The organism is Tamlana carrageenivorans, assembly GCF_002893765.1.
GTDB classification, from domain to species: domain Bacteria; phylum Bacteroidota; class Bacteroidia; order Flavobacteriales; family Flavobacteriaceae; genus Pseudotamlana; species Pseudotamlana carrageenivorans.
Window position 1 is genome coordinate 4014238 of sequence record NZ_CP025938.1, and the last position, 18234, is coordinate 4032471.

Sequence of the window (18234 nt, forward strand, 5' to 3'; positions counted from 1 at the left end):
TTAGATTAAAAATAATAAACATTATTTTGTGAATACCAGATACATAAGTATATTGTACTCGATTACATAAAACAACTACTAACCCCATTTAACCTACTTTACAATGCAAAAAACTACCATTTTTTGTACACTGTTATGTCTAATTGCTATTTTAACAACTTCTCTTAGTCTAAGTGCTCAAAACAAATCGAACCAAACTCAATACAACACATTAACAAGCACGAAATCGATGAGTGCTACCGCTGCTAGTGATAGTGCCATAGCCGATAGTGATGGTGATGGCATTAAAGATAACATTGATGAAGATGATGATAATGATGGCATCTCAGACGCCATTGAAGAACAAGCCTGCGCAGCTATAGCCAGTTCTACCATTACCGAGTTTATCTTTTTAAATGAAACTTTTGGTGCCGGAACTGGGAGAGCTTCAATGTCGAGCTCTGATTATGATGTTTACACCGGCTATTGCTTTGAGGATAATGAAACCACAACATCATCGGATCCAAATGCTTGTAATGACTCAAATTCAAGCGTAAACGATGGAGAATACACCCTAACAAATCATATAACAAATGGAAACAACAGCGAGCCTGTTGGACCAAGTGGTTCAGTAGCAACTTGGGCTTGGCATGCTTGGGACCCCATAACTGACCATACGGGAGATACCAATGGTAGAATGGCGCTTTTCAATGCAGATAACAAGGGGGAAGTTTTTTACAGAACTAAAATTAATGGATTGATTTCAGGTGTATTACTTGAATATAGTTACTGGGCTGTAAATGTTGATAATGTAACCCCAGGCAGACTCCAACCTAACATTACTGTCAACTTTTACTACGAATCAGACTTAACTACACCTGTTTCAACTTATGCTCCTGGTAAAATATTTAGATGCCCAAGTGGCATGGATGATTGCGACAAATTATTGAGGTGGCGAGAATTTAAACATTCATTTACTCCAATAGAAACTACGATTGTAGTAGAATTTGTTAACAACGAAGATAGTGGCGGAGGAAACGACCTCGCTATAGATGATATCGTAATTAAACAATCCCTTTGCGATTTAGATGGCGATAGCATTGCCGATGTTTACGACTTAGACTCCGATAACGATGGTATTCCTGATGTGGTGGAAGCTAGTATCGCTACAGACCCAACTTTTGATACTGCTACAATGAGTAACGGAAAAGGACATTTAACTGGCATGACTGGTTGGACAGACGCTAATAATAATGGTCTATTAGACAGCCTAGAATACCTTACTTATACTGATTTTTTAAATCATCCGTGGCGAGATGCCGATGGAGATGGTGTGCCTAATTACCTTGACCTTGATAGCGATAACGACGGACTTTTTGATGTGGATGAATCGGGAGCCACAAACACCCACGATACAAGTTTTTACAACGGTGATGGTGATAGTAATGGTGACGGTATTGGTGATGGCATCGACTCCGAAACCTTTAGAGGAAATGCTCCTGGTTACGGTGATGGTATTTTAGATGTTTTTGATTTTCAGGAAGGGAACACTAGTCTTACTGATTCTTACGGAAATGATGGGCAAGAAAACCCCATTAGTACTTTTGGTGATCCAAACATCCCCGATTATTTGGAGGTAAATCCACTAGCTACAAACGACCCTAGATTAATTTACGCAAACTTGTTGGATGGTAATGGAAAACTAACGGACAATACCGATGCCGATGAAGATGGTGTCATGGATTCCTTGGATGGCGACAGTAGCTTATTTGGTTCTCCTAGAGACATAAATGGAAGCCATAGCCTATATTTTGATGGCCGTAATGACTATATAGAAGATGATACCGTTGATTTCCCAGCAGGTAGCGGCGGTACGATTATGGCATTTGTTAAATATGGTGGCGCTAATACCAATAATGGATTTCAAATCATTGCAGGGAAAAATAATTTCTATTTGAGAATTGACACCGACCATACTATCAGAGCATTTATCGGTGCAAACAATTTACAGTCAACTACAACCTTAAAAGAAGGGCTTTGGACACATATTACATGTACTACCAAAGTAGGAGAAACAAAACTTTACATTAACGGTGTTGAAGAAGCGTCGACAACAAGTTTTGGAGGTGTAGACAATAGTGGGAATTTCATGATAGGCAGCTCTACAATTGTTTCACCAGCCACCGAACCTACATTCTTTTACAAAGGTGAAATAGATGAAGTTAGGGTATTTAACGAAGCTTTGTCTCCTATTCATATTAAGAGTAGTATCTATCAAGAATTAGATGAAAGCACTTTTTCTAAAGGAAGCGTACTAACTAGTCTTTTTCCTGATCCAACGGATTATGCCTCTAGCATTATTAAATACTACAAGTTTGATAATTATACAGACGATATTCTTGAAAATTTGGTTTCCAGCACCAATCCTTCTGGAGCCAAAATGCATCATTTTAAAACCATTTACAACCAAACCGCTCCGCTTCCTTATGTAACGACTACAAGCGCAAGCGGTAATTGGTCAGATCCGAAAACTTGGTTACATGGGGATGTTTGGGATATTCATACCAAATCTGGAAATAAAGATGATGCTTCTATCGTTAAAATTTCTCATGATGTCACACTTGATGGCAGTTATGACGTGCAAGGTACTGCAGGGATTTATATAGACCCTGGTGCAACTTTAACCGTTCCAGCTTCAAAAGGATTGTATACAAGTTTTGCAGTAGATTTATACGGTACGCTAGACCTACAAGGTGAATCGCAACTTATTGAAACCGAACACAGCAATATCACCAACGCTAGCAACGGCGTGCTTAAACACGCTCAACAGGGAGCTTCTAGCATGTATGAGTATAATTACTGGTCGTCGCCTGTGGGAAGTGTTAGTTCCAATGCAGCAACAAACACTAGCTACTCGGTTGAAGGCGTTATATCAAACGTAAATTTCACCACAGATATCAATGGGAGTGCTGGCACCATATCAGAGTATTGGTTATACAGTTACCCAAACAAACCTGCCGATAATATTTATCATTGGGTTCATGCAGGAAAATCAGGCGCGCTAAGTGCAGGTGAAGGGTTTACCATGAAAGGGACTGATGCAGTACAGGATTATAATTTTGAAGGCATTCCATTTAGTGGAAATATTCCAGGATTAATATTAGATGTAGATAACGAATATCTGATAGGAAACCCATATCCTTCGGCAATTGATGCTCATGCTTTTATAGATGATAATATTGCCGATGGTGGAAATAATTCAGACAACATCATAAATGGCGCCTTATACTTCTGGGATCATATTTCTACAAATACCCATTACACCAGAGAATATGAAGGTGGCTATTCCATCGTTACTAAAACCGGAGAAACACAAGCATTCTCTAACGACTCTCGAATTAATGCTACTGGAGCCCCAGGTAAAATAGCCAAACGCTATATTCCTGTAGGACAAGGCTTTTTTGTTTCAACTGTTCTTGATGGCACTGGTTCAGTTACCACAATAAAAGGTGGTAATATTGTGTTTAAAAACAGTCAACGTATATTTGTTACCGAAGGTAGTGGTAATTCAGAATTTTTAAAAGCCACTTCAAAAAAATCAACAAGCACTTCTTACATCGATACCCGAGCTAAAATTAGATTGGCTTTACATTCTCCAGAAAGTTACAACAGACAACTTTTACTAGGAACCGACGAAGGCGCTTCAATAAATTTCGATATTGGTTTTGAAGCCCCACTCATTGAAAATCATAAAGAAGACATGTATTGGCTGCTTGATGATGTCAAATTAGTTATTCAAGCGGTTAAAGATTTTGAGGACCCAGATCTTAAATTACCCCTAGGCATAAAAGTATCGACAGAAGGATTGGTGACATTAAAAATTGACGCTTTAGAGTATGTTGACGCTAAAACCGAAGTCTATTTATTTGATAATATATTAAACACCTATCATGATTTAAGAGCTTCTGATTTCGAAATTCACCTAAGTCCTGGAGAATACCACGATAGGTTTGTTATGACTTTCTCTAAAGATGCAGCGCTACATAGCGATGAAAGCACTTTCGATAAAGATTTACACATCTACTTTAACAACCAGAAAAACTGTGTGGTATTACGTAACCCAAATTTGAAAGCCGTAAAAACCATAGGTCTTTTTAATATTTTAGGACAACCGGTTCAACATTTCGAAATTGACAACGAAAACACGTATAATATATTTAAAACCAGAAATTTAAACTCAGGTGCTTATATCGTTAAATTACAAACAGCACAGGGCATCGTGTCTAAAAAGATTTTAGTGGAATAAGAAGGAAGGATGTAGGCTGTATTCAGTCAGACTAAGTTTGACTAAGTCCAAACATTCGTGTTAATGATAAAACCCTCGATGATTTTAACTTCATCGAGGGTTTTGTTTATATGTTTGTCACGCTGAGCTCGTCGAAGCGCATGTTCAAATCAAAGGTTTAAAACTCAAAGCATAAGGCCTATAGCTTTTTCACCCCTTCACGCTCTCAACTAAAGCCTCCAAACTCACAGTGTCTTGCTCCCCAGTTTTCATATTTTTAACTGTATAATTATTTGAAGTAATTTCCTGTTCACCTACTAAAACCACAAATGGAATGTCGCGTTTGTTAGCGTGGTTCATTTGCTTTTTCATTTTAGCGGCATCAGGATACAATTCGGCATTAATGCCAGCAGCTCTTAATTCTTTAATAGCTTTCAAACTAAATAAAGCTTCTTTGTCTCCGAAATTTATAAATAAAACCTCAACGTTTTTGCTAACAGTTTCAGGGAATAAATTCAGTTCCTCTAATACCAAGTAGATACGATCTAAACCAAAACTAATACCAACACCACTTACATCTTTTAGTCCAAAAATACCGGTTAAATCATCGTAACGACCACCGCCACCAATAGAGCCCATTTGAACGGTTTTAGGCGCAGACACTTCAAAAATAGCACCTGTATAATAATTTAAACCACGGGCTAAAGTCACATCCAACTGAAGTGTTGCTGTATTTACTCCTAATTCGGAAATAGCTGTATGAATAAACGTCAGTTCTTCAATACCCTTTAATCCTTCTTCGGAAGTAGAAAGAATACTTTTTAAACTTTCAATTTGAGATTCAAAAGAACCTGAAAGTGTAAATAAAGGCTGAAGTTTTGAAATGCCTTCTTCAGAAATTCCTTTACCAAGCATCTCTTCTTTAACTTTCTCTTCACCAATTTTATCAAGCTTATCTAAAGCTACTGTAAAATCAATCAATTTATCGCTAGCACCAATCACTTCGGCAATACCAGAAAGAATTTTTCTATTGTTAATTTTAATGGTAACACCTTCCAGTTTTAATGCTAAAAACACGGTGTCGTAAAGCTGAATAAACTCTACTTCCTGCCACAAAGACTGCGAACCAACCACATCGGCATCACATTGGTAAAACTCTCTAAAACGTCCTTTTTGCGGTCTATCGGCACGCCATACCGGCTGAATTTGATAGCGTTTAAAAGGAAATTCAATCTCGTTTTGATGTTGTACCACGTAACGTGCAAAAGGTACGGTAAGATCATAACGCAATGCTTTTTCTGAAATAGACGACGTTATTTTTGTAGAATCTTTTTCTGCATAAGCTTCAGTATTGGCCTTTGATAAAAAATCACCTGAATTTAAAATCTTAAAAATCAATCGATCACCCTCATCGCCATACTTCCCCATCAAAGTACTAGAATTTTCAAAACTTGGTGTTTCAATAGGTTGAAACCCGAAATTTTGAAAGGCATTTCGAATGGTATTAAAAATATAGTTTCGTTTAGCAACTTGTTCTGGATTAAAATCTCTTGTGCCTTTTGGTATGCTTGGTTTTTGTGCCATATAAATGCCTGCTAAAACAGGTGTCTTTTAATTATTTAATAATAGCATCTTCCTTATCCTAGTTTACAAAATGTAATTACTGCAGCGGAAGAGCTCTAATATTAGTTTTAACTACAACCAGATTCTGCCTTCACAGGATTGATTAGTTAATTAGTTTATCAAAATACTTAAACAAATCGCCTTTAGTAATTACTGCACCTTGCTCGATCATTTTGAATTTATCTAAATTCTTATCGTCCGAATATTCCTTATCGGCTTGTAAAAATTCCACATTTTCATCCATTAGGTTTTCACGAAGCCAATCATACCCCTCTTCTGTGGTGATGTCAACATCATTTTTTATATTAACCACAATGGCTTGCATTTGCTCTTCTCCTAAATGGAATAAATACATGTGTTGCGCCGAAATATGCTCTAAATATTCTGCTTTATTCAAAACACCTTCCCAGATTAAATCGCTAAAAACATCTAATTCAGTTTCAGCAAGTTCTGGTTTATTGGCTTTTAAATTAGTCCACTCATCAGCTGTAATAGATTGGGTTGCTAAAAAGTTTATAAATTCTTGGTGTAATTCTTCGAACTGTTCTTTTGTAAGTCTTGAATATTTCATTTTCGCCTATTAATCTCTCAAATTGAGAGCCATTTGTATCATTTAGCTTGCTTTTGAACAATAAACACTGTCCTTTACAAGCGCGCAAATTTATGAAATATCTCGCAAAATTAGGAAACTATAGCGCATAAAAAAACCACTCAAAAAGAGTGGTTTCCTTAAATTGTTAAGCTTTTAAAAAATTAAGCTTGAGCAACAACTTCAAATTCTAAATCTACAGATACAGCTCTGTGTAAACGAATCACGGCATTGTATTTACCTAAACGCTTTACAGTAGTAACGGTGATGAATTTTTTATCAATTGCTTGACCTTCTTTCTCTAAAGCTTCAGCTAAATCGATGTTGTTTACAGAACCAAATAATTTGTCTCCTGCACCAACTTTAGCTGGTATTTTAATTTCTAATGCTTTAAGTGCTTCAGCAACTTTGTTAGCATCTTCAACTATTTTCTTTTCTTTATAAGCTCTTTGCTTTAAGTTCTCAGCTAATACTTTCTTTGCTGAAACTGTAGCTAAAATAGCTTGTCCCTGAGGAATTAAAAAGTTTCTACCATAACCGTTCTTAACTGTTACAACATCGTCTTTAAATCCTAAATTTTCAACGTCTTGTTTTAATATAAGTTCCATCGTTATCGGTATTTTATTTTAATAAATCAGCTACATAAGGCATTAAAGCTAAGTGACGTGCTCTTTTCACAGCAACAGACACTTTTCTTTGATACTTTAATGAAGTTCCTGTTAAACGTCTTGGTAAGATTTTACCTTGCTCATTTACGAACTTTAATAAGAAATCTGGATCTTTATAATCTATATATTTAATACCAGATTTTTTGAAACGACAATATTTCTTTTGCTTATTAGTTTCAATATTAAGAGGCGTTAAATATCTAATTTCGCCGTCTTTTTTTCCTTTTGATTGTTGTTCTATTGATGACATAATTAAGCTTTTTGTTTAAGTTTTTCTCTTCTTCTCTCTGCCCAAGCTACAGCATGCTTATCTAAAGACACTGTTAAATAACGCATAAAACGCTCGTCACGTCTAAACTCTACCTCTAAAGCATCAATAACTTCTCCTGATACTTGGTACTGGAATAAGTGATAAAAACCACTTTTCTTGTTTTGAATTGGGTAAGCTAATTTTTTTAGTCCCCAATCTTCTTTAGCTATCATCTTAGCACCGTTAGAAACAAGAAAATCTTCGTATTTCTTTACTGTTTCCTTTATCTGATCTTCAGATAAAACGGGATTTAAGATGAAAACAGTTTCATAATGATTCATAAAAATCGTATTTTATTGTTAAAAATTGGCTGCAAAAGTAATCAAATTATACATATCTCACAATAAATTTACAGCTAAATTTACCAAACAAGATAATATCTAAATCATAGACCAAATACACCTCCAAAAACCCTTTACCGATGTTTCTTGTTTTTTAATCGGTTTTTTTGTATTATTGTCGATACCTTAACCGAAACATAAATTGTTATGACTTTAAACTGTGTAGTGGTAGACGATTCGGCAATACAACGCCTCTCTATTGTTAAACTAGTCGAGAACCACCCATCTCTCAACTTAATTGCAGAGTACAGTAGTGCTCTTGAAACAAAAAATGGTTTAAACACTCATCAAGTAGATTTAATTTTTTTAGACATTGAAATGCCTGTTCTAAACGGATTTGAACTTCTAGACGTGCTGAACAATAAACCTCAAATTATTTTTGTAACTGGTAAAACTGAATACGCTTTTAAAGCATTCAATTACGACGCCACCGATTATTTACACAAGCCTATCACCAGAGAACGTTTTAACATCTCTGTAGACAAAGCCTTAGAGCAACACAGATTGACTCAAGATTTTAGCGAAGAAGAAGGTGAACACATTTTTGTAAAAAGTAATCTTAAAAAACGTAAAGTTTACATTAAAGACATTAAATGGATTGAAGCCCTTGGGGATTACGTAAAATTAGTTACCGAAGAAAATAGCTTGGTGGTACTTTCAACCATGAAATCTTTTGAAGCTGAATTACCAGAAGGTAAATTCTTAAGAATTCACAAATCTTATATCGTTAATTTAGATAAAATTGACCGATTTAATAGTAAAAACGTTGAAGTTGGCGCTTACGAAATTCCGTTAAGTAGAAACAAAAAAACACAATTGGTTGATGCTTTAAATAATATTTAAAGTTTTCATCTATAATTTATAAATTTTAAAACTAGAAATTATCGACATTTAAAATTACTCTAACAGATCTAAAATCTTTTACACTTTCGAAGCTATTATTAATTTTAATAATAGCTTCTTTTGTTTTAGCTAGTGAGTGTTTTTTAGGAATTTTAACCAAAATGTTTTTGTGAAACTGATTTCTAATTCTAGCCACCGGAGGCGCTTCTGGTCCTAATACATAATCTCCAAAAACTTGTCGGAGTGACTTAGCAAACCAAATCGATGCGGTTTCCACCCGATTAAAATCTTTGTGCTTTAGCGTAATCTTTATTTGCTTATAAATAGGAGGATACTTAAAATTATAACGATCGTTCATTTGCTCTTTAAACATATCGATATAATTATTTGTAGACACCTGCTGTAATATGTTATGGTGCGGATTATAAGTCTGAATTAAAACTTTACCACGCTCTGCCGTACGTCCTGCCCTACCCGCAACTTGTAACATCAATTGGAAACTACGCTCATGCGCCCTAAAATCTGGAAAATTAAGCATGTTATCGGCGTTCATAATCCCCACCAATTTCACATTCCTAAAATCCAATCCTTTAGTAAGCATTTGTGTACCCACCAAAATATCAATTTCTTGCTGCTCTAAAGCTGTAATAATTTTTTCATAACCGTATTTCCCCCGGGTTGTATCCAAATCCATTCGGGCCACCTTATAATCGGGAAACAATATTTTAACCTCCTCCTCGATTTGCTCGGTACCAAAACCTTTGCTGTCTAAATCTTGTCCGCCACAAGCCAAACAATCTTGTATCATAGCGGCTTGATAACCGCAGTAATGGCAACGCAACTGGTTTCGGTATTGATGATAGGTTAAACTCACGTCGCAATTTGGACACTCTGGCGCATGACCACATGTTTTACACTCCACGATTGGTGAAAATCCGCGACGATTTTGAAATAAGATAATTTGATGACCTTCAGCCAAAGTTTCGGTCATTTCTTCAATCAACCGATCGCTAAAATGCCCTTTCATCCGCTTCTTTTTCTGCTTGTCTTTAATATCGACTAGCTCAATATCTGGCATTAAAACATTATTGTATCGGTATAATAATTCAACAAAACCATATTTATTTTGCCTAGCGTTATAGTAACTCTCTAAACTTGGTGTCGCCGATCCCAGTAAGGTTTTAGCTTGATGCAAGTGCGCTAATACCACTGCCGCATCTCGGGCATGATATCGCGGGGCTGGATCAAATTGTTTAAATGACTGCTCGTGTTCTTCATCAACCACAATCAACCCTAAATGATTAAAAGGTAAAAAAATGGAAGATCTTGCGCCTAATACAATTTGCGCTTTCGCGGAATTGGTTAATACTTGATTCCACACCTCTACACGCTCATGAGCCGAATACTTAGAATGAAACACCGCCACTTGCTCCCCGAAATAATTTTGAAGCCTTGTAATAAGTTGTGTCGTTAAAGCGATTTCTGGAAGTAAATACAAGACTTGCCGTCCTTGCTGAAGCACCGCTTCAATAAGTTTAACATAAACCTCTGTTTTCCCCGATGATGTTACCCCATGCAACAAGGTTACCGCATGCGATTGAAAACTAGAATTTATTTCGGTTAACGCCGTTTCCTGATGTTCGTTTAAATGTTTCGATGCCTCGGTATCTTCTCCAGAATATTCTACGCGATCGGTTTGAATGTGATACTCTTCTAAAACACCCTTATCAATTAAAGCTTTAACGACAGACGAAGAGGCACCACTTTCGGTAACCAAATCGGTAACTTTAACTGGTTTTTTCGTTTTAGCCGAAATTGAAAACAAGGTTAAAACAACGTCACGTTGTTTGGGCGCCCTACTTAATTCCTCCATCAATTCATGAAAAGCCTTTTCACTCGTATAACTTGTTTGCAGTTTTACGTAACGAACTAGTTTTGGTTTGTACTTTTCATAAACTTCCTCTTCAACTAAAACAGCCTCCTTTTCAATAAGCCCTTTAATCACATGAAGTACATTTTTCTTTCCTAAAATATTTGAAATATCCTGAATTTTCAACGTCGATTGATGCTGTAAGGCTTCATAAACCAAAAACTCGTCATCCTTTAAAACAGAATCATCTATAATAGCGACTTTACCTTTGGTTACCACCGTTTCACTTTCTAAAATAAAAGCATTAGGAAGCGCTGCACGCATCACATCGCCCAAGGTACACATATAGTAGCTTGCTATCCACTGCCAAAATTTTAATTGCTGGGCATTAACAATGGGGGTGTCATCTAATATCTGCTGAATATCTTTAGCTTCATATGCCGCTGGCTCATTTTTGTGCACACTAAAAACGAGTCCGGTGTAAATTTTAGATTTCCCAAATGGCACAGCCACACGCATACCTGGTTTTAAAAATTCGGCTTCAGCAGGTGTCACTGTATAGGTAAACAGCTTTTTTAAAGGAATTGGAATAATAACATCAATAAAATCTACCATAAACTACGAGGCTTTTCTAAGTTTATTTAAAGAGGCATTTAACTCATATCCCAACAACAAAATATTAGAATTTAACCATAAATACAGTAGGAGTATTAATAGCGCCCCAATGGATCCGTATAGTTTGTTATACTGACTAAAATTTTCGATATACACCCCAAATAAAAAAGACGTTAAAATAATAAGCAATGTTGTAAATAAAGCTCCGACCGAAAAAAACCGTGAATCTTTCCCTTCTTTAGTCCCAAAATAATACAAGGTCGCTACCGACAAATACACCATAACTATAAAGAAAACAGACTGCACCATTTTAGTCCAAAAAACAGCCTTACCCTCTGCTTTATAACCTTCACCTTTAAATAACACTAAAAGTTCTTGAACCACATAAATTTGAAAATACCCCAAAATAGCAATGGTAAAAATGAGCAAAAAAGCTAAAATCAAAGCGATTCCTAAAGCGTACAAATACTGTTTAAATGCATTTCGGGATAATTGCTCATGATAAGAACTTTCAAAACCTGTAAAAACGGCATTAACCCCATTCGCCATTAAGAGTACAGACAGTAAAAACACAGAAGACAGCAAACCACCACGTTGCGATTGCTCGATATTCTCAAAAATATTCTCAAAGAAAAAATCGGAAGTAGTCGCTGGCAAAAACGATTCTAGAAACACTAAAAACTCATGTTTAAAATTTGCAACAGGAATGTATGGGATAATAATTAAAACGAATATTAAAAAAGGAAAAATGGCCGTAAAAAAGCTAAAAGCAATAGCACTAGCTCTGGTTGTAACCGCCCCTTTTATAATACCCGTAATGTAAAGCTCTATTAAATCGTATAAGGATAAACCTTCTAAACCAGGAAGCTTAATACGTTTTAAAAAACGAACCAGAAGATTAACTACAGGGATTTCATCAAGTTTATCTTCTATAGGCTTAGTCATTAATAACTTGCTTTTGTTGTTTGTCAAACAAAGTTATTAAAATAAAAAATGTCTTTTAAAACTTAAATTGATTAAATCAAACATTTAAAAGCGATAAACTACTTTATCGCTTTTAAACTTAAATCCATATTATGAACGGAATGCGTTAAAGCACCACAAGAAATATAATTTACACCACATTCGGCATAATGTCTTATGGTTGTTTCATTGATATTTCCTGAAGACTCGGTAAGGCATTTATTTCCGATAATTTTCACGGCTTTTCTAGTATCTTCATAATCGAAGTTATCTAATAAAATTCTATAAACGCCTTCATTCTGAAGAATTTCTTCCACTTCGCTTAAATTTCTAGCCTCCACCATGATTTGCAGATTTCTACCTGTTTCTAGTAAATAATCTTTTGTCATTTCAATAGCTTTTGTGATCCCACCTGCAAAATCTATATGATTATCTTTAAGCATAATCATATCATATAAAGCAAATCTGTGGTTCTCACCGCCACCAATTTTTACAGCCCATTTTTCAAGAACTCTAATCCCTGGAGTCGTCTTACGGGTATCTAAAATTCGAGTTTTAGTCCCTTCTAACAAATCGACAAACGTACGTGTTTTCGTTGCAATAGCACTCATACGTTGCATGGCATTAAGTACGGTACGTTCGGCCTTTAAGATAGACTGCGAAGGTCCTTCTATATACATTACCACGTCGCCGTAAGTAACTTCTGTACCGTCTTCAATACGTACATCTAATTTCAAGTTTTTATCTACATAAGCAAAGACTTTCTTAGCGAAGTTTACGCCACCAATAATGCCTTTGTCTTTTACTAAAATCTTAGCTTTTCCTCTTGCATTTTCAGGAATACATGCTATCGAACTATGATCGCCATCTCCAACATCCTCTCTAATCGCATTAGAAATTATCATTTTCAACTCCGAATCGAACTGCTCTTGTGTTATCATAAATAAATCTTGTTTGCAGCAAAAATAATAAATAGATTCACTTTTTTAAATTTTACATTTACGAAATTTTTATTAATGTCTTGTTTTAATGCATTATTAATAAAATAATTAAAAAAAATTGCTATATGACTATCAAGCTTATTACTATTGGAAAAACTGATAATAAACAACTTACGCATTTAATTAACGATTATATTAAACGTTTAAGTTTTTATATTAAGTTTCAACTAGAAATTATTCCAGATATTAAAAATTCTAAAAATTTAAGTGAAGAACAGCAAAAAAAGAAGGAAGGAACGCTGATACTTAGCAAGACAAATACTACAGATGCCTTGATTTTACTTGATGAGCAAGGCAAGCAATATGATTCTGTACACTTTTCTAATTACCTCCAAAAACACATGAATTCGGGTATTAAGCAACTCGTATTTGTGATAGGCGGTCCTTATGGCTTTTCGGAAGAAGTTTACAACAAGGCGCAAGGAAAAATATCATTATCTAAAATGACATTTTCTCATCAAATGATTCGTCTGTTTTTTATTGAGCAATTATATAGAGGTTTTACCATTTTAAGGAATGAACCTTATCATCATAGATGAATAAAAAGTTTTCAGTTTTCAGTCGCAGCTTTCAGTGATTACTCGGATGTGCTAATATTAGTTTTCAGTCGCAGTCCCAAGTTATCAGGCTGACTCGGATTTGTAAAATTAGTTATTAGTAACAGTTTTCAGTTTATGGCACTTCTTAAACAAAAAAAAGATGATTAAAAACTAGGTATTAATCATCTTTTTAAATTTATTGCCTTCAATCATCAATCACCTATCATCCGTCAGGACCTTTGATATTTTATAAAAACCAAACTCTAAAACACTTCTATAATTTCGAGAAATAATTCATCTTTTACTGTAATATAATATCGCTATCTATATTCAGTTTTTTATGAAGTGATCTTGCAAGGCTTAATGTAATATCGCGTTTTCCTTTAAAAATTTCACTTATTCTTGAAGCGCTAGTTCCTAACAAAACCGCTAAATCCTTTTGCTTTAATTTCATCTCAAACATTCGAAGCTCTATAACATCCATTAATTTAGGCATCCCTATTGGATGATGTTTTTCTTCATAAGCTTCAATAATATCACTAACTAAAATCAGTTCATTGTTTAAAGCTTCATTTTCCCCTTCATCATCTACAATTTTAAGCAATGTTTCAAGTCTTAAATTAGCCTCAATATAATCTTTATTTGTTATCATGATTACAACTTATTTATGTCCTTAATTTTATCGTATTCTGAGTGATTCCCTACCCATCTAATAAATATCCTTTTAATATTAAATCGCACAATAGCAACAATTCGATAATGATTCCCTTTTACATTAAAAACATATCTATTATTACCAACATTATCGGCAGAATTAAAAGTATTTTTTAAATCGGAATAATTTTCCCATTCTGCAGTTTTAGCCCTTTTATACCAATCTTGTAAAGCAACTTCAGAATTCACTTCTTTAGAAAAATAGTCCTTTAATTTTTTATGCGATATGACATGCATTTGCTAAACATGGTTTAAATCAGTTACAAAGATACAAAATAATTCTATATTTAATAACTTAATTACCAAATGTAGAATTTTAAAGTATTCCGTCTCAGTCTCAGTTTTCAGTAATTACTCGGACTTGCAGCATGTTAGTTCATGCGTTTCTTTAACAAAAAAAAAGATGATTAAAAACTAGGTCTTCATCATCTTTTTAAATTTATAGCCTTCAATCACCTGTCATCTGTCATCTGTCATTCTTATGTCAATTCTAATGTGTTTTATAAACTTCTTTTCTCTTTTTAAGCTGACGCTCTAAATCGCTAATGGTTTCTCTTACGGATACTTCAAAATTACGTTCATTAGAAGTTGCAAAAATTCTAGGGCCTGGTAAACTCAATTCAATATTGCAAATTTTTCCTAAATCATGATCCTTTTCATCTTGTTTAAAATGTACCTCTGCGCTTATTAAAAATTCGTATCTATTAAATATTTTCTCTAATTTCTCTCTTGTGAATTGTGAAAGCGTCTCACTTACATCTACGCCTACATATTGAAAATTTACTGTCATAATCGTTCTCTTTTAAGAATTAATATCACTCCGAAGATACGAGTTTTAGAAAAAAGTGAATGCAACAAAAATCATAAAATGCTATTAAAATTTTCTTTAGAATAAAGACAGCCTACTTTCATTTCATATGATATAATGGTATTTTTGAACGTTTAAAATCCTAATCTATATCTATGAAACTCGTTTTTGCTACCAACAATATAAATAAAATCAAAGAAGTTCAAGCTTTAATCCCTAACCACATCACATTGTTAAGCTTAGCAGATATTGGCTGCACCGAGGATATTCCAGAAACACAAAACACTATAGAAGGTAATGCCATTCAAAAAGCAAATTACATTAAAGACAACTATGGTTATAACTGTTTTGCAGACGATACAGGCTTAGAGGTTGAAGCCCTAAACGGTGCGCCTGGTGTATATTCTGCCCGATACGCTGGCGAGCAAAAGGATGCCCAGGATAATATGGATAAGCTTTTAAACGAGTTAGATGATAATTCTAATAGAAACGCGCAATTTAAAACCGTAATCGCCTTACATTTAAATGATACTTTACAAAGTTTTACCGGACTTTGTAAAGGTGAGATTACCAAGGATAAAATAGGGAACCAAGGTTTTGGTTACGATCCCATTTTTAAACCTGAAGGCTATACTGAAACATTTGCGCAGATGCCGCTATCTTTAAAAAACAGTATAGGCCATCGTGGTAAAGCGGTTTCGCTTTTAGTAGCCTTTTTAAACCAAATTTAAAATCAAAAGATCAGCATTTTTTGACCGCACATTTTTATCCACCGCAATTTTAATCTCATTTTATTCTAAAAATGATTAAAAAAAACAGGCGCATGTTGTCTGTTAATATTCTTTATGTTACTTTTAAATTATGACAGAGGAAGCTATTGAAAAAGAAAATGCCAGCATTGCTAAGGCTTATAAAGAGCTACTAAAAGTTAGTTACACCACACTTTCTAGTGACGATAAAAAATTAATTAGGAGTGCTTTTGAAGTCGCCTTAGATGGGCATAAAAATCAACGTAGAAAATCGGGAGAAGCTTACATCTTCCACCCTATTGCTGTGGCTAAAATTGTAGCTCAAGAAATTGGACTAGATGCTACCTCTATTGCTGCGGCTTTACTTCATGATGTTGTTGAAGACAGTCCTGACTATGAAATAAAAGACATTGAAAACCGCTTCGGGAAAACCATAGCCCGTATTGTTGAAGGGCTCACCAAAATATCCTCGCTTAGTAAAGAAAAAGACATGGATGTGTCGCTACAAGCCGAGAACTTTCGTAAAATGCTTTTAACGCTTAATGATGATGTTCGCGTTATTATTATTAAGATAGCAGATAGGCTTCATAACATGCAAACGATGGACTCCATGCGCCCTGACAAACAGGACAAAATTGCATCAGAAACCTTATATATATACGCGCCATTAGCACATCGTATTGGGCTTTACAACATCAAAACACAGCTCGAAGATTTAAGTTTAAAGTACACCGAACCAGATGTTTATAATGACATTCTTAATAAAATAAAAGAGAGCAAAGAGGAACAAGACCTTTATATCGAACAATTTAGTGATGTTGTTAAAAAAGCTTTAGACAAAGAAAATATCATATATTCAATAAAAGGTAGACCGAAATCAATCTTCTCCATCAGAAAAAAAATGCTTACCCAAGGGGTTTCCTTTGATGAAGTATATGATAAGTTCGCTATTAGAATAATTTACAAAAGTGAACTCGCCGACGAGAAATTCCAAGCTTGGAAAATTTACTCCATCGTCACCGATCATTTTCGACCTAACCCTATGCGCTTGCGTGATTGGATTACCTCGCCAAAAACCACGGGCTACGAAGCACTTCACATTACCGTTATGGGCCCCAAAGGGCGCTGGGTAGAAGTCCAAGTACGTAGTGAACGCATGAACGAAATTGCCGAAAAAGGCTATGCTGCTCATTACAAATACAAAAACAACACCGAAAAAGAAGACAGTCTAGAAACTTGGATTAACAGACTTCAGGAAGCGCTTGAAAGCCCTGAAGTTAATGCCGTCGATTTCGTTGAGCAGTTTAAACTCAATCTTTATTCTCAAGAAATATTTGTATTCACGCCAAATGGTGATTTAAAATCACTACCAAAAGGCGCAACATCTTTAGATTTTGCCTTTAGTATTCATACCGAAATTGGCATGAAAACAAGAGGCGCTAAGGTAAACGGGAAATTGGTTCCCCTAAGTCATGTGCTTGAAACTGGAGATCAAGTAGAAATTCTAACCTCCGAAACTGCTAAACCCAATCCTAACTGGCTCGATTACGCCACCACGGCTAGAGCTCGAGGGAAAATAAAATCGGCTTTAAAAGAAGATCGAAAACGTATTGGCGAAGATGGTAAAGAAATTTTGCGTCGAAAACTAAAGCAATTAAAAATTACGCTTAATGAAAGAACCATAAACGAACTTGTTAAATACTTTAAATTAAAAACCAGTTTAGATTTGTTTTATCGCGTAGGCATTGGCTCTATTGACAATGTTATGATTAAAAACTTTGCGGCTTCGCGAAGTAATGCTTTAATGTCTTTCATTAAAAGTAAAATCACTAGAAAAGCTAATATTTCAAAAGAAGAATTAGAGAAAAACGAAGTTACATCTAACTATGATTCATTAGTATTTGGAAAAGAAGCAGAAAAACTAGACTACAAACTTGCTAATTGCTGCAATCCCATACCGGGAGATAATGTTTTTGGCTTTTTAACAGTTACTGAAGGTATTAAGGTACACAAAAAAAACTGTCCGAATGCCTTAAGCCTACAATCTAATTACGCCTACCGCATCATGACAGCCAAATGGGTAGATTCGACGCAACAAGAATTTATGGCCCAAATTAAAATTACAGGAATAGATCATATTGGCCTTGTAAACGAAATTACAACCATCGTTTCAGAAAATATGCATGTTAATATGAAAAGCCTTAGTTTTGAAAGCGAGGACGGATTATTCTCTGGAAAAATCAGTCTTGTAGTAAAAAACAATACCATTATTAAAAAGATTCTTGAAAAACTAAAAAAAATTAATGGTATAGATAAGGTTACTAGAGTGTAAAAAAT

The 18234-nt window shown here is 34.9% G+C and carries 16 protein-coding genes; 5 read left to right on the forward strand and 11 right to left on the reverse strand.

Annotated features, from left to right (window positions below; translation table 11 throughout):
- Window positions 1–229 precede the first annotated feature (229 nt).
- Complete coding sequence (locus C1A40_RS17605; RefSeq protein ID WP_158651407.1) at window positions 230–4285, forward strand: LamG-like jellyroll fold domain-containing protein; 4056 nt, start codon at window positions 230–232, stop codon at window positions 4283–4285.
- Between the two features lie 189 nt (window positions 4286–4474).
- On the opposite strand, the gene hisS is transcribed toward C1A40_RS17605, so the two are convergent.
- From hisS to rpsF, 5 genes are all read right to left on the reverse strand, one after another.
- Window positions 4475–5848, reverse strand: coding sequence for a histidine--tRNA ligase (gene hisS / locus C1A40_RS17610; RefSeq protein WP_102997020.1), 1374 nt, complete (start codon window positions 5846–5848; stop codon window positions 4475–4477).
- A gap of 142 nt (window positions 5849–5990) precedes the next feature.
- Window positions 5991–6458, reverse strand: coding sequence for a DUF6495 family protein (locus C1A40_RS17615; protein ID WP_102997021.1), 468 nt, complete (start codon window positions 6456–6458; stop codon window positions 5991–5993).
- A gap of 182 nt (window positions 6459–6640) precedes the next feature.
- Window positions 6641–7084, reverse strand: a complete 444-nt coding sequence (gene rplI / locus C1A40_RS17620; protein ID WP_102997022.1) for a 50S ribosomal protein L9 — start codon at window positions 7082–7084, stop codon at window positions 6641–6643.
- Between the two features lie 13 nt (window positions 7085–7097).
- On the reverse strand, window positions 7098–7394 hold the full coding sequence (rpsR, locus tag C1A40_RS17625; RefSeq protein WP_019388303.1) for a 30S ribosomal protein S18: 297 nt from the start codon (window positions 7392–7394) through the stop codon (window positions 7098–7100).
- A gap of 2 nt (window positions 7395–7396) precedes the next feature.
- Window positions 7397–7735 carry a 30S ribosomal protein S6 gene (gene rpsF / locus C1A40_RS17630; protein ID WP_102997023.1) on the reverse strand — a complete coding sequence of 113 codons (339 nt, stop codon included), beginning with the start codon at window positions 7733–7735 and terminating at the stop codon, window positions 7397–7399.
- Between the two features lie 207 nt (window positions 7736–7942).
- On the opposite strand from rpsF, the gene C1A40_RS17635 reads away from it, so the two are divergent.
- A complete protein-coding gene (locus tag C1A40_RS17635; protein WP_067145716.1) occupies window positions 7943–8638 on the forward strand; it encodes a LytR/AlgR family response regulator transcription factor in 696 nt (231 codons plus the stop codon).
- A 31-nt stretch (window positions 8639–8669) separates the two neighbouring features.
- Here the strand turns inward: C1A40_RS17635 and priA are convergent, their stop codons facing one another.
- The 3 genes from priA to nadC all read right to left on the reverse strand — a co-directional run bounded on the left by priA (window position 8670) and on the right by nadC (window position 13027).
- Complete coding sequence (gene priA / locus C1A40_RS17640; protein WP_102997024.1) at window positions 8670–11123, reverse strand: replication restart helicase PriA; 2454 nt, start codon at window positions 11121–11123, stop codon at window positions 8670–8672.
- 3 nt (window positions 11124–11126) lie between these two features.
- Window positions 11127–12068 carry a YihY/virulence factor BrkB family protein gene (locus C1A40_RS17645; RefSeq protein WP_102997025.1) on the reverse strand — a complete coding sequence of 314 codons (942 nt, stop codon included), beginning with the start codon at window positions 12066–12068 and terminating at the stop codon, window positions 11127–11129.
- A 98-nt stretch (window positions 12069–12166) separates the two neighbouring features.
- Window positions 12167–13027, reverse strand: coding sequence for a carboxylating nicotinate-nucleotide diphosphorylase (gene nadC / locus C1A40_RS17650; protein ID WP_102997026.1), 861 nt, complete (start codon window positions 13025–13027; stop codon window positions 12167–12169).
- Window positions 13028–13152: 125 nt separating this feature from the next.
- Between nadC and rlmH the strand changes: the two genes are divergently transcribed.
- Window positions 13153–13626, forward strand: coding sequence for a 23S rRNA (pseudouridine(1915)-N(3))-methyltransferase RlmH (gene rlmH, locus C1A40_RS17655; RefSeq protein ID WP_102997027.1), 474 nt, complete (start codon window positions 13153–13155; stop codon window positions 13624–13626).
- A 301-nt stretch (window positions 13627–13927) separates the two neighbouring features.
- Here rlmH and C1A40_RS17660 read toward each other — a convergent pair whose 3' ends face one another.
- The 3 genes from C1A40_RS17660 to C1A40_RS17670 all read right to left on the reverse strand — a co-directional run bounded on the left by C1A40_RS17660 (window position 13928) and on the right by C1A40_RS17670 (window position 15130).
- Window positions 13928–14278, reverse strand: a complete 351-nt coding sequence (locus C1A40_RS17660) for a helix-turn-helix domain-containing protein (protein ID WP_102997028.1) — start codon at window positions 14276–14278, stop codon at window positions 13928–13930.
- A 2-nt stretch (window positions 14279–14280) separates the two neighbouring features.
- On the reverse strand, window positions 14281–14577 hold the full coding sequence (locus C1A40_RS17665; protein WP_102997029.1) for a type II toxin-antitoxin system HigB family toxin: 297 nt from the start codon (window positions 14575–14577) through the stop codon (window positions 14281–14283).
- Between the two features lie 253 nt (window positions 14578–14830).
- The gene (locus C1A40_RS17670) at window positions 14831–15130 is read right to left on the reverse strand and encodes an HPF/RaiA family ribosome-associated protein (protein ID WP_102997030.1); all 300 of its coding nucleotides are present in this window, start codon (window positions 15128–15130) and stop codon (window positions 14831–14833) included.
- Between the two features lie 173 nt (window positions 15131–15303).
- Between C1A40_RS17670 and C1A40_RS17675 the strand changes: the two genes are divergently transcribed.
- Complete coding sequence (locus C1A40_RS17675; protein WP_102997031.1) at window positions 15304–15879, forward strand: non-canonical purine NTP diphosphatase; 576 nt, start codon at window positions 15304–15306, stop codon at window positions 15877–15879.
- Window positions 15880–16009: 130 nt separating this feature from the next.
- Window positions 16010–18229, forward strand: a complete 2220-nt coding sequence (locus tag C1A40_RS17680) for a RelA/SpoT family protein (protein WP_102997032.1) — start codon at window positions 16010–16012, stop codon at window positions 18227–18229.
- The last annotated feature ends 5 nt before the right edge of the window (window positions 18230–18234 follow it).

Coding starts and splice junctions, on each gene's coding strand:
- C1A40_RS17605 (WP_158651407.1), top strand. CDS start 230: ATGAGTGCTACCGCTGCTAGTGATAGTGCCATAGCCGATAGTGATGGT.
- hisS (WP_102997020.1), bottom strand. CDS start 5,848: ATGGCACAAAAACCAAGCATACCAAAAGGCACAAGAGATTTTAATCCA.
- C1A40_RS17615 (WP_102997021.1), bottom strand. CDS start 6,458: ATGAAATATTCAAGACTTACAAAAGAACAGTTCGAAGAATTACACCAA.
- rplI (WP_102997022.1), bottom strand. CDS start 7,084: ATGGAACTTATATTAAAACAAGACGTTGAAAATTTAGGATTTAAAGAC.
- rpsR (WP_019388303.1), bottom strand. CDS start 7,394: ATGTCATCAATAGAACAACAATCAAAAGGAAAAAAAGACGGCGAAATT.
- rpsF (WP_102997023.1), bottom strand. CDS start 7,735: ATGAATCATTATGAAACTGTTTTCATCTTAAATCCCGTTTTATCTGAA.
- C1A40_RS17635 (WP_067145716.1), top strand. CDS start 7,943: ATGACTTTAAACTGTGTAGTGGTAGACGATTCGGCAATACAACGCCTC.
- priA (WP_102997024.1), bottom strand. CDS start 11,123: ATGGTAGATTTTATTGATGTTATTATTCCAATTCCTTTAAAAAAGCTG.
- C1A40_RS17645 (WP_102997025.1), bottom strand. CDS start 12,068: ATGACTAAGCCTATAGAAGATAAACTTGATGAAATCCCTGTAGTTAAT.
- nadC (WP_102997026.1), bottom strand. CDS start 13,027: ATGATAACACAAGAGCAGTTCGATTCGGAGTTGAAAATGATAATTTCT.
- rlmH (WP_102997027.1), top strand. CDS start 13,153: ATGACTATCAAGCTTATTACTATTGGAAAAACTGATAATAAACAACTT.
- C1A40_RS17660 (WP_102997028.1), bottom strand. CDS start 14,278: ATGATAACAAATAAAGATTATATTGAGGCTAATTTAAGACTTGAAACA.
- C1A40_RS17665 (WP_102997029.1), bottom strand. CDS start 14,577: ATGCATGTCATATCGCATAAAAAATTAAAGGACTATTTTTCTAAAGAA.
- C1A40_RS17670 (WP_102997030.1), bottom strand. CDS start 15,130: ATGACAGTAAATTTTCAATATGTAGGCGTAGATGTAAGTGAGACGCTT.
- C1A40_RS17675 (WP_102997031.1), top strand. CDS start 15,304: ATGAAACTCGTTTTTGCTACCAACAATATAAATAAAATCAAAGAAGTT.
- C1A40_RS17680 (WP_102997032.1), top strand. CDS start 16,010: ATGACAGAGGAAGCTATTGAAAAAGAAAATGCCAGCATTGCTAAGGCT.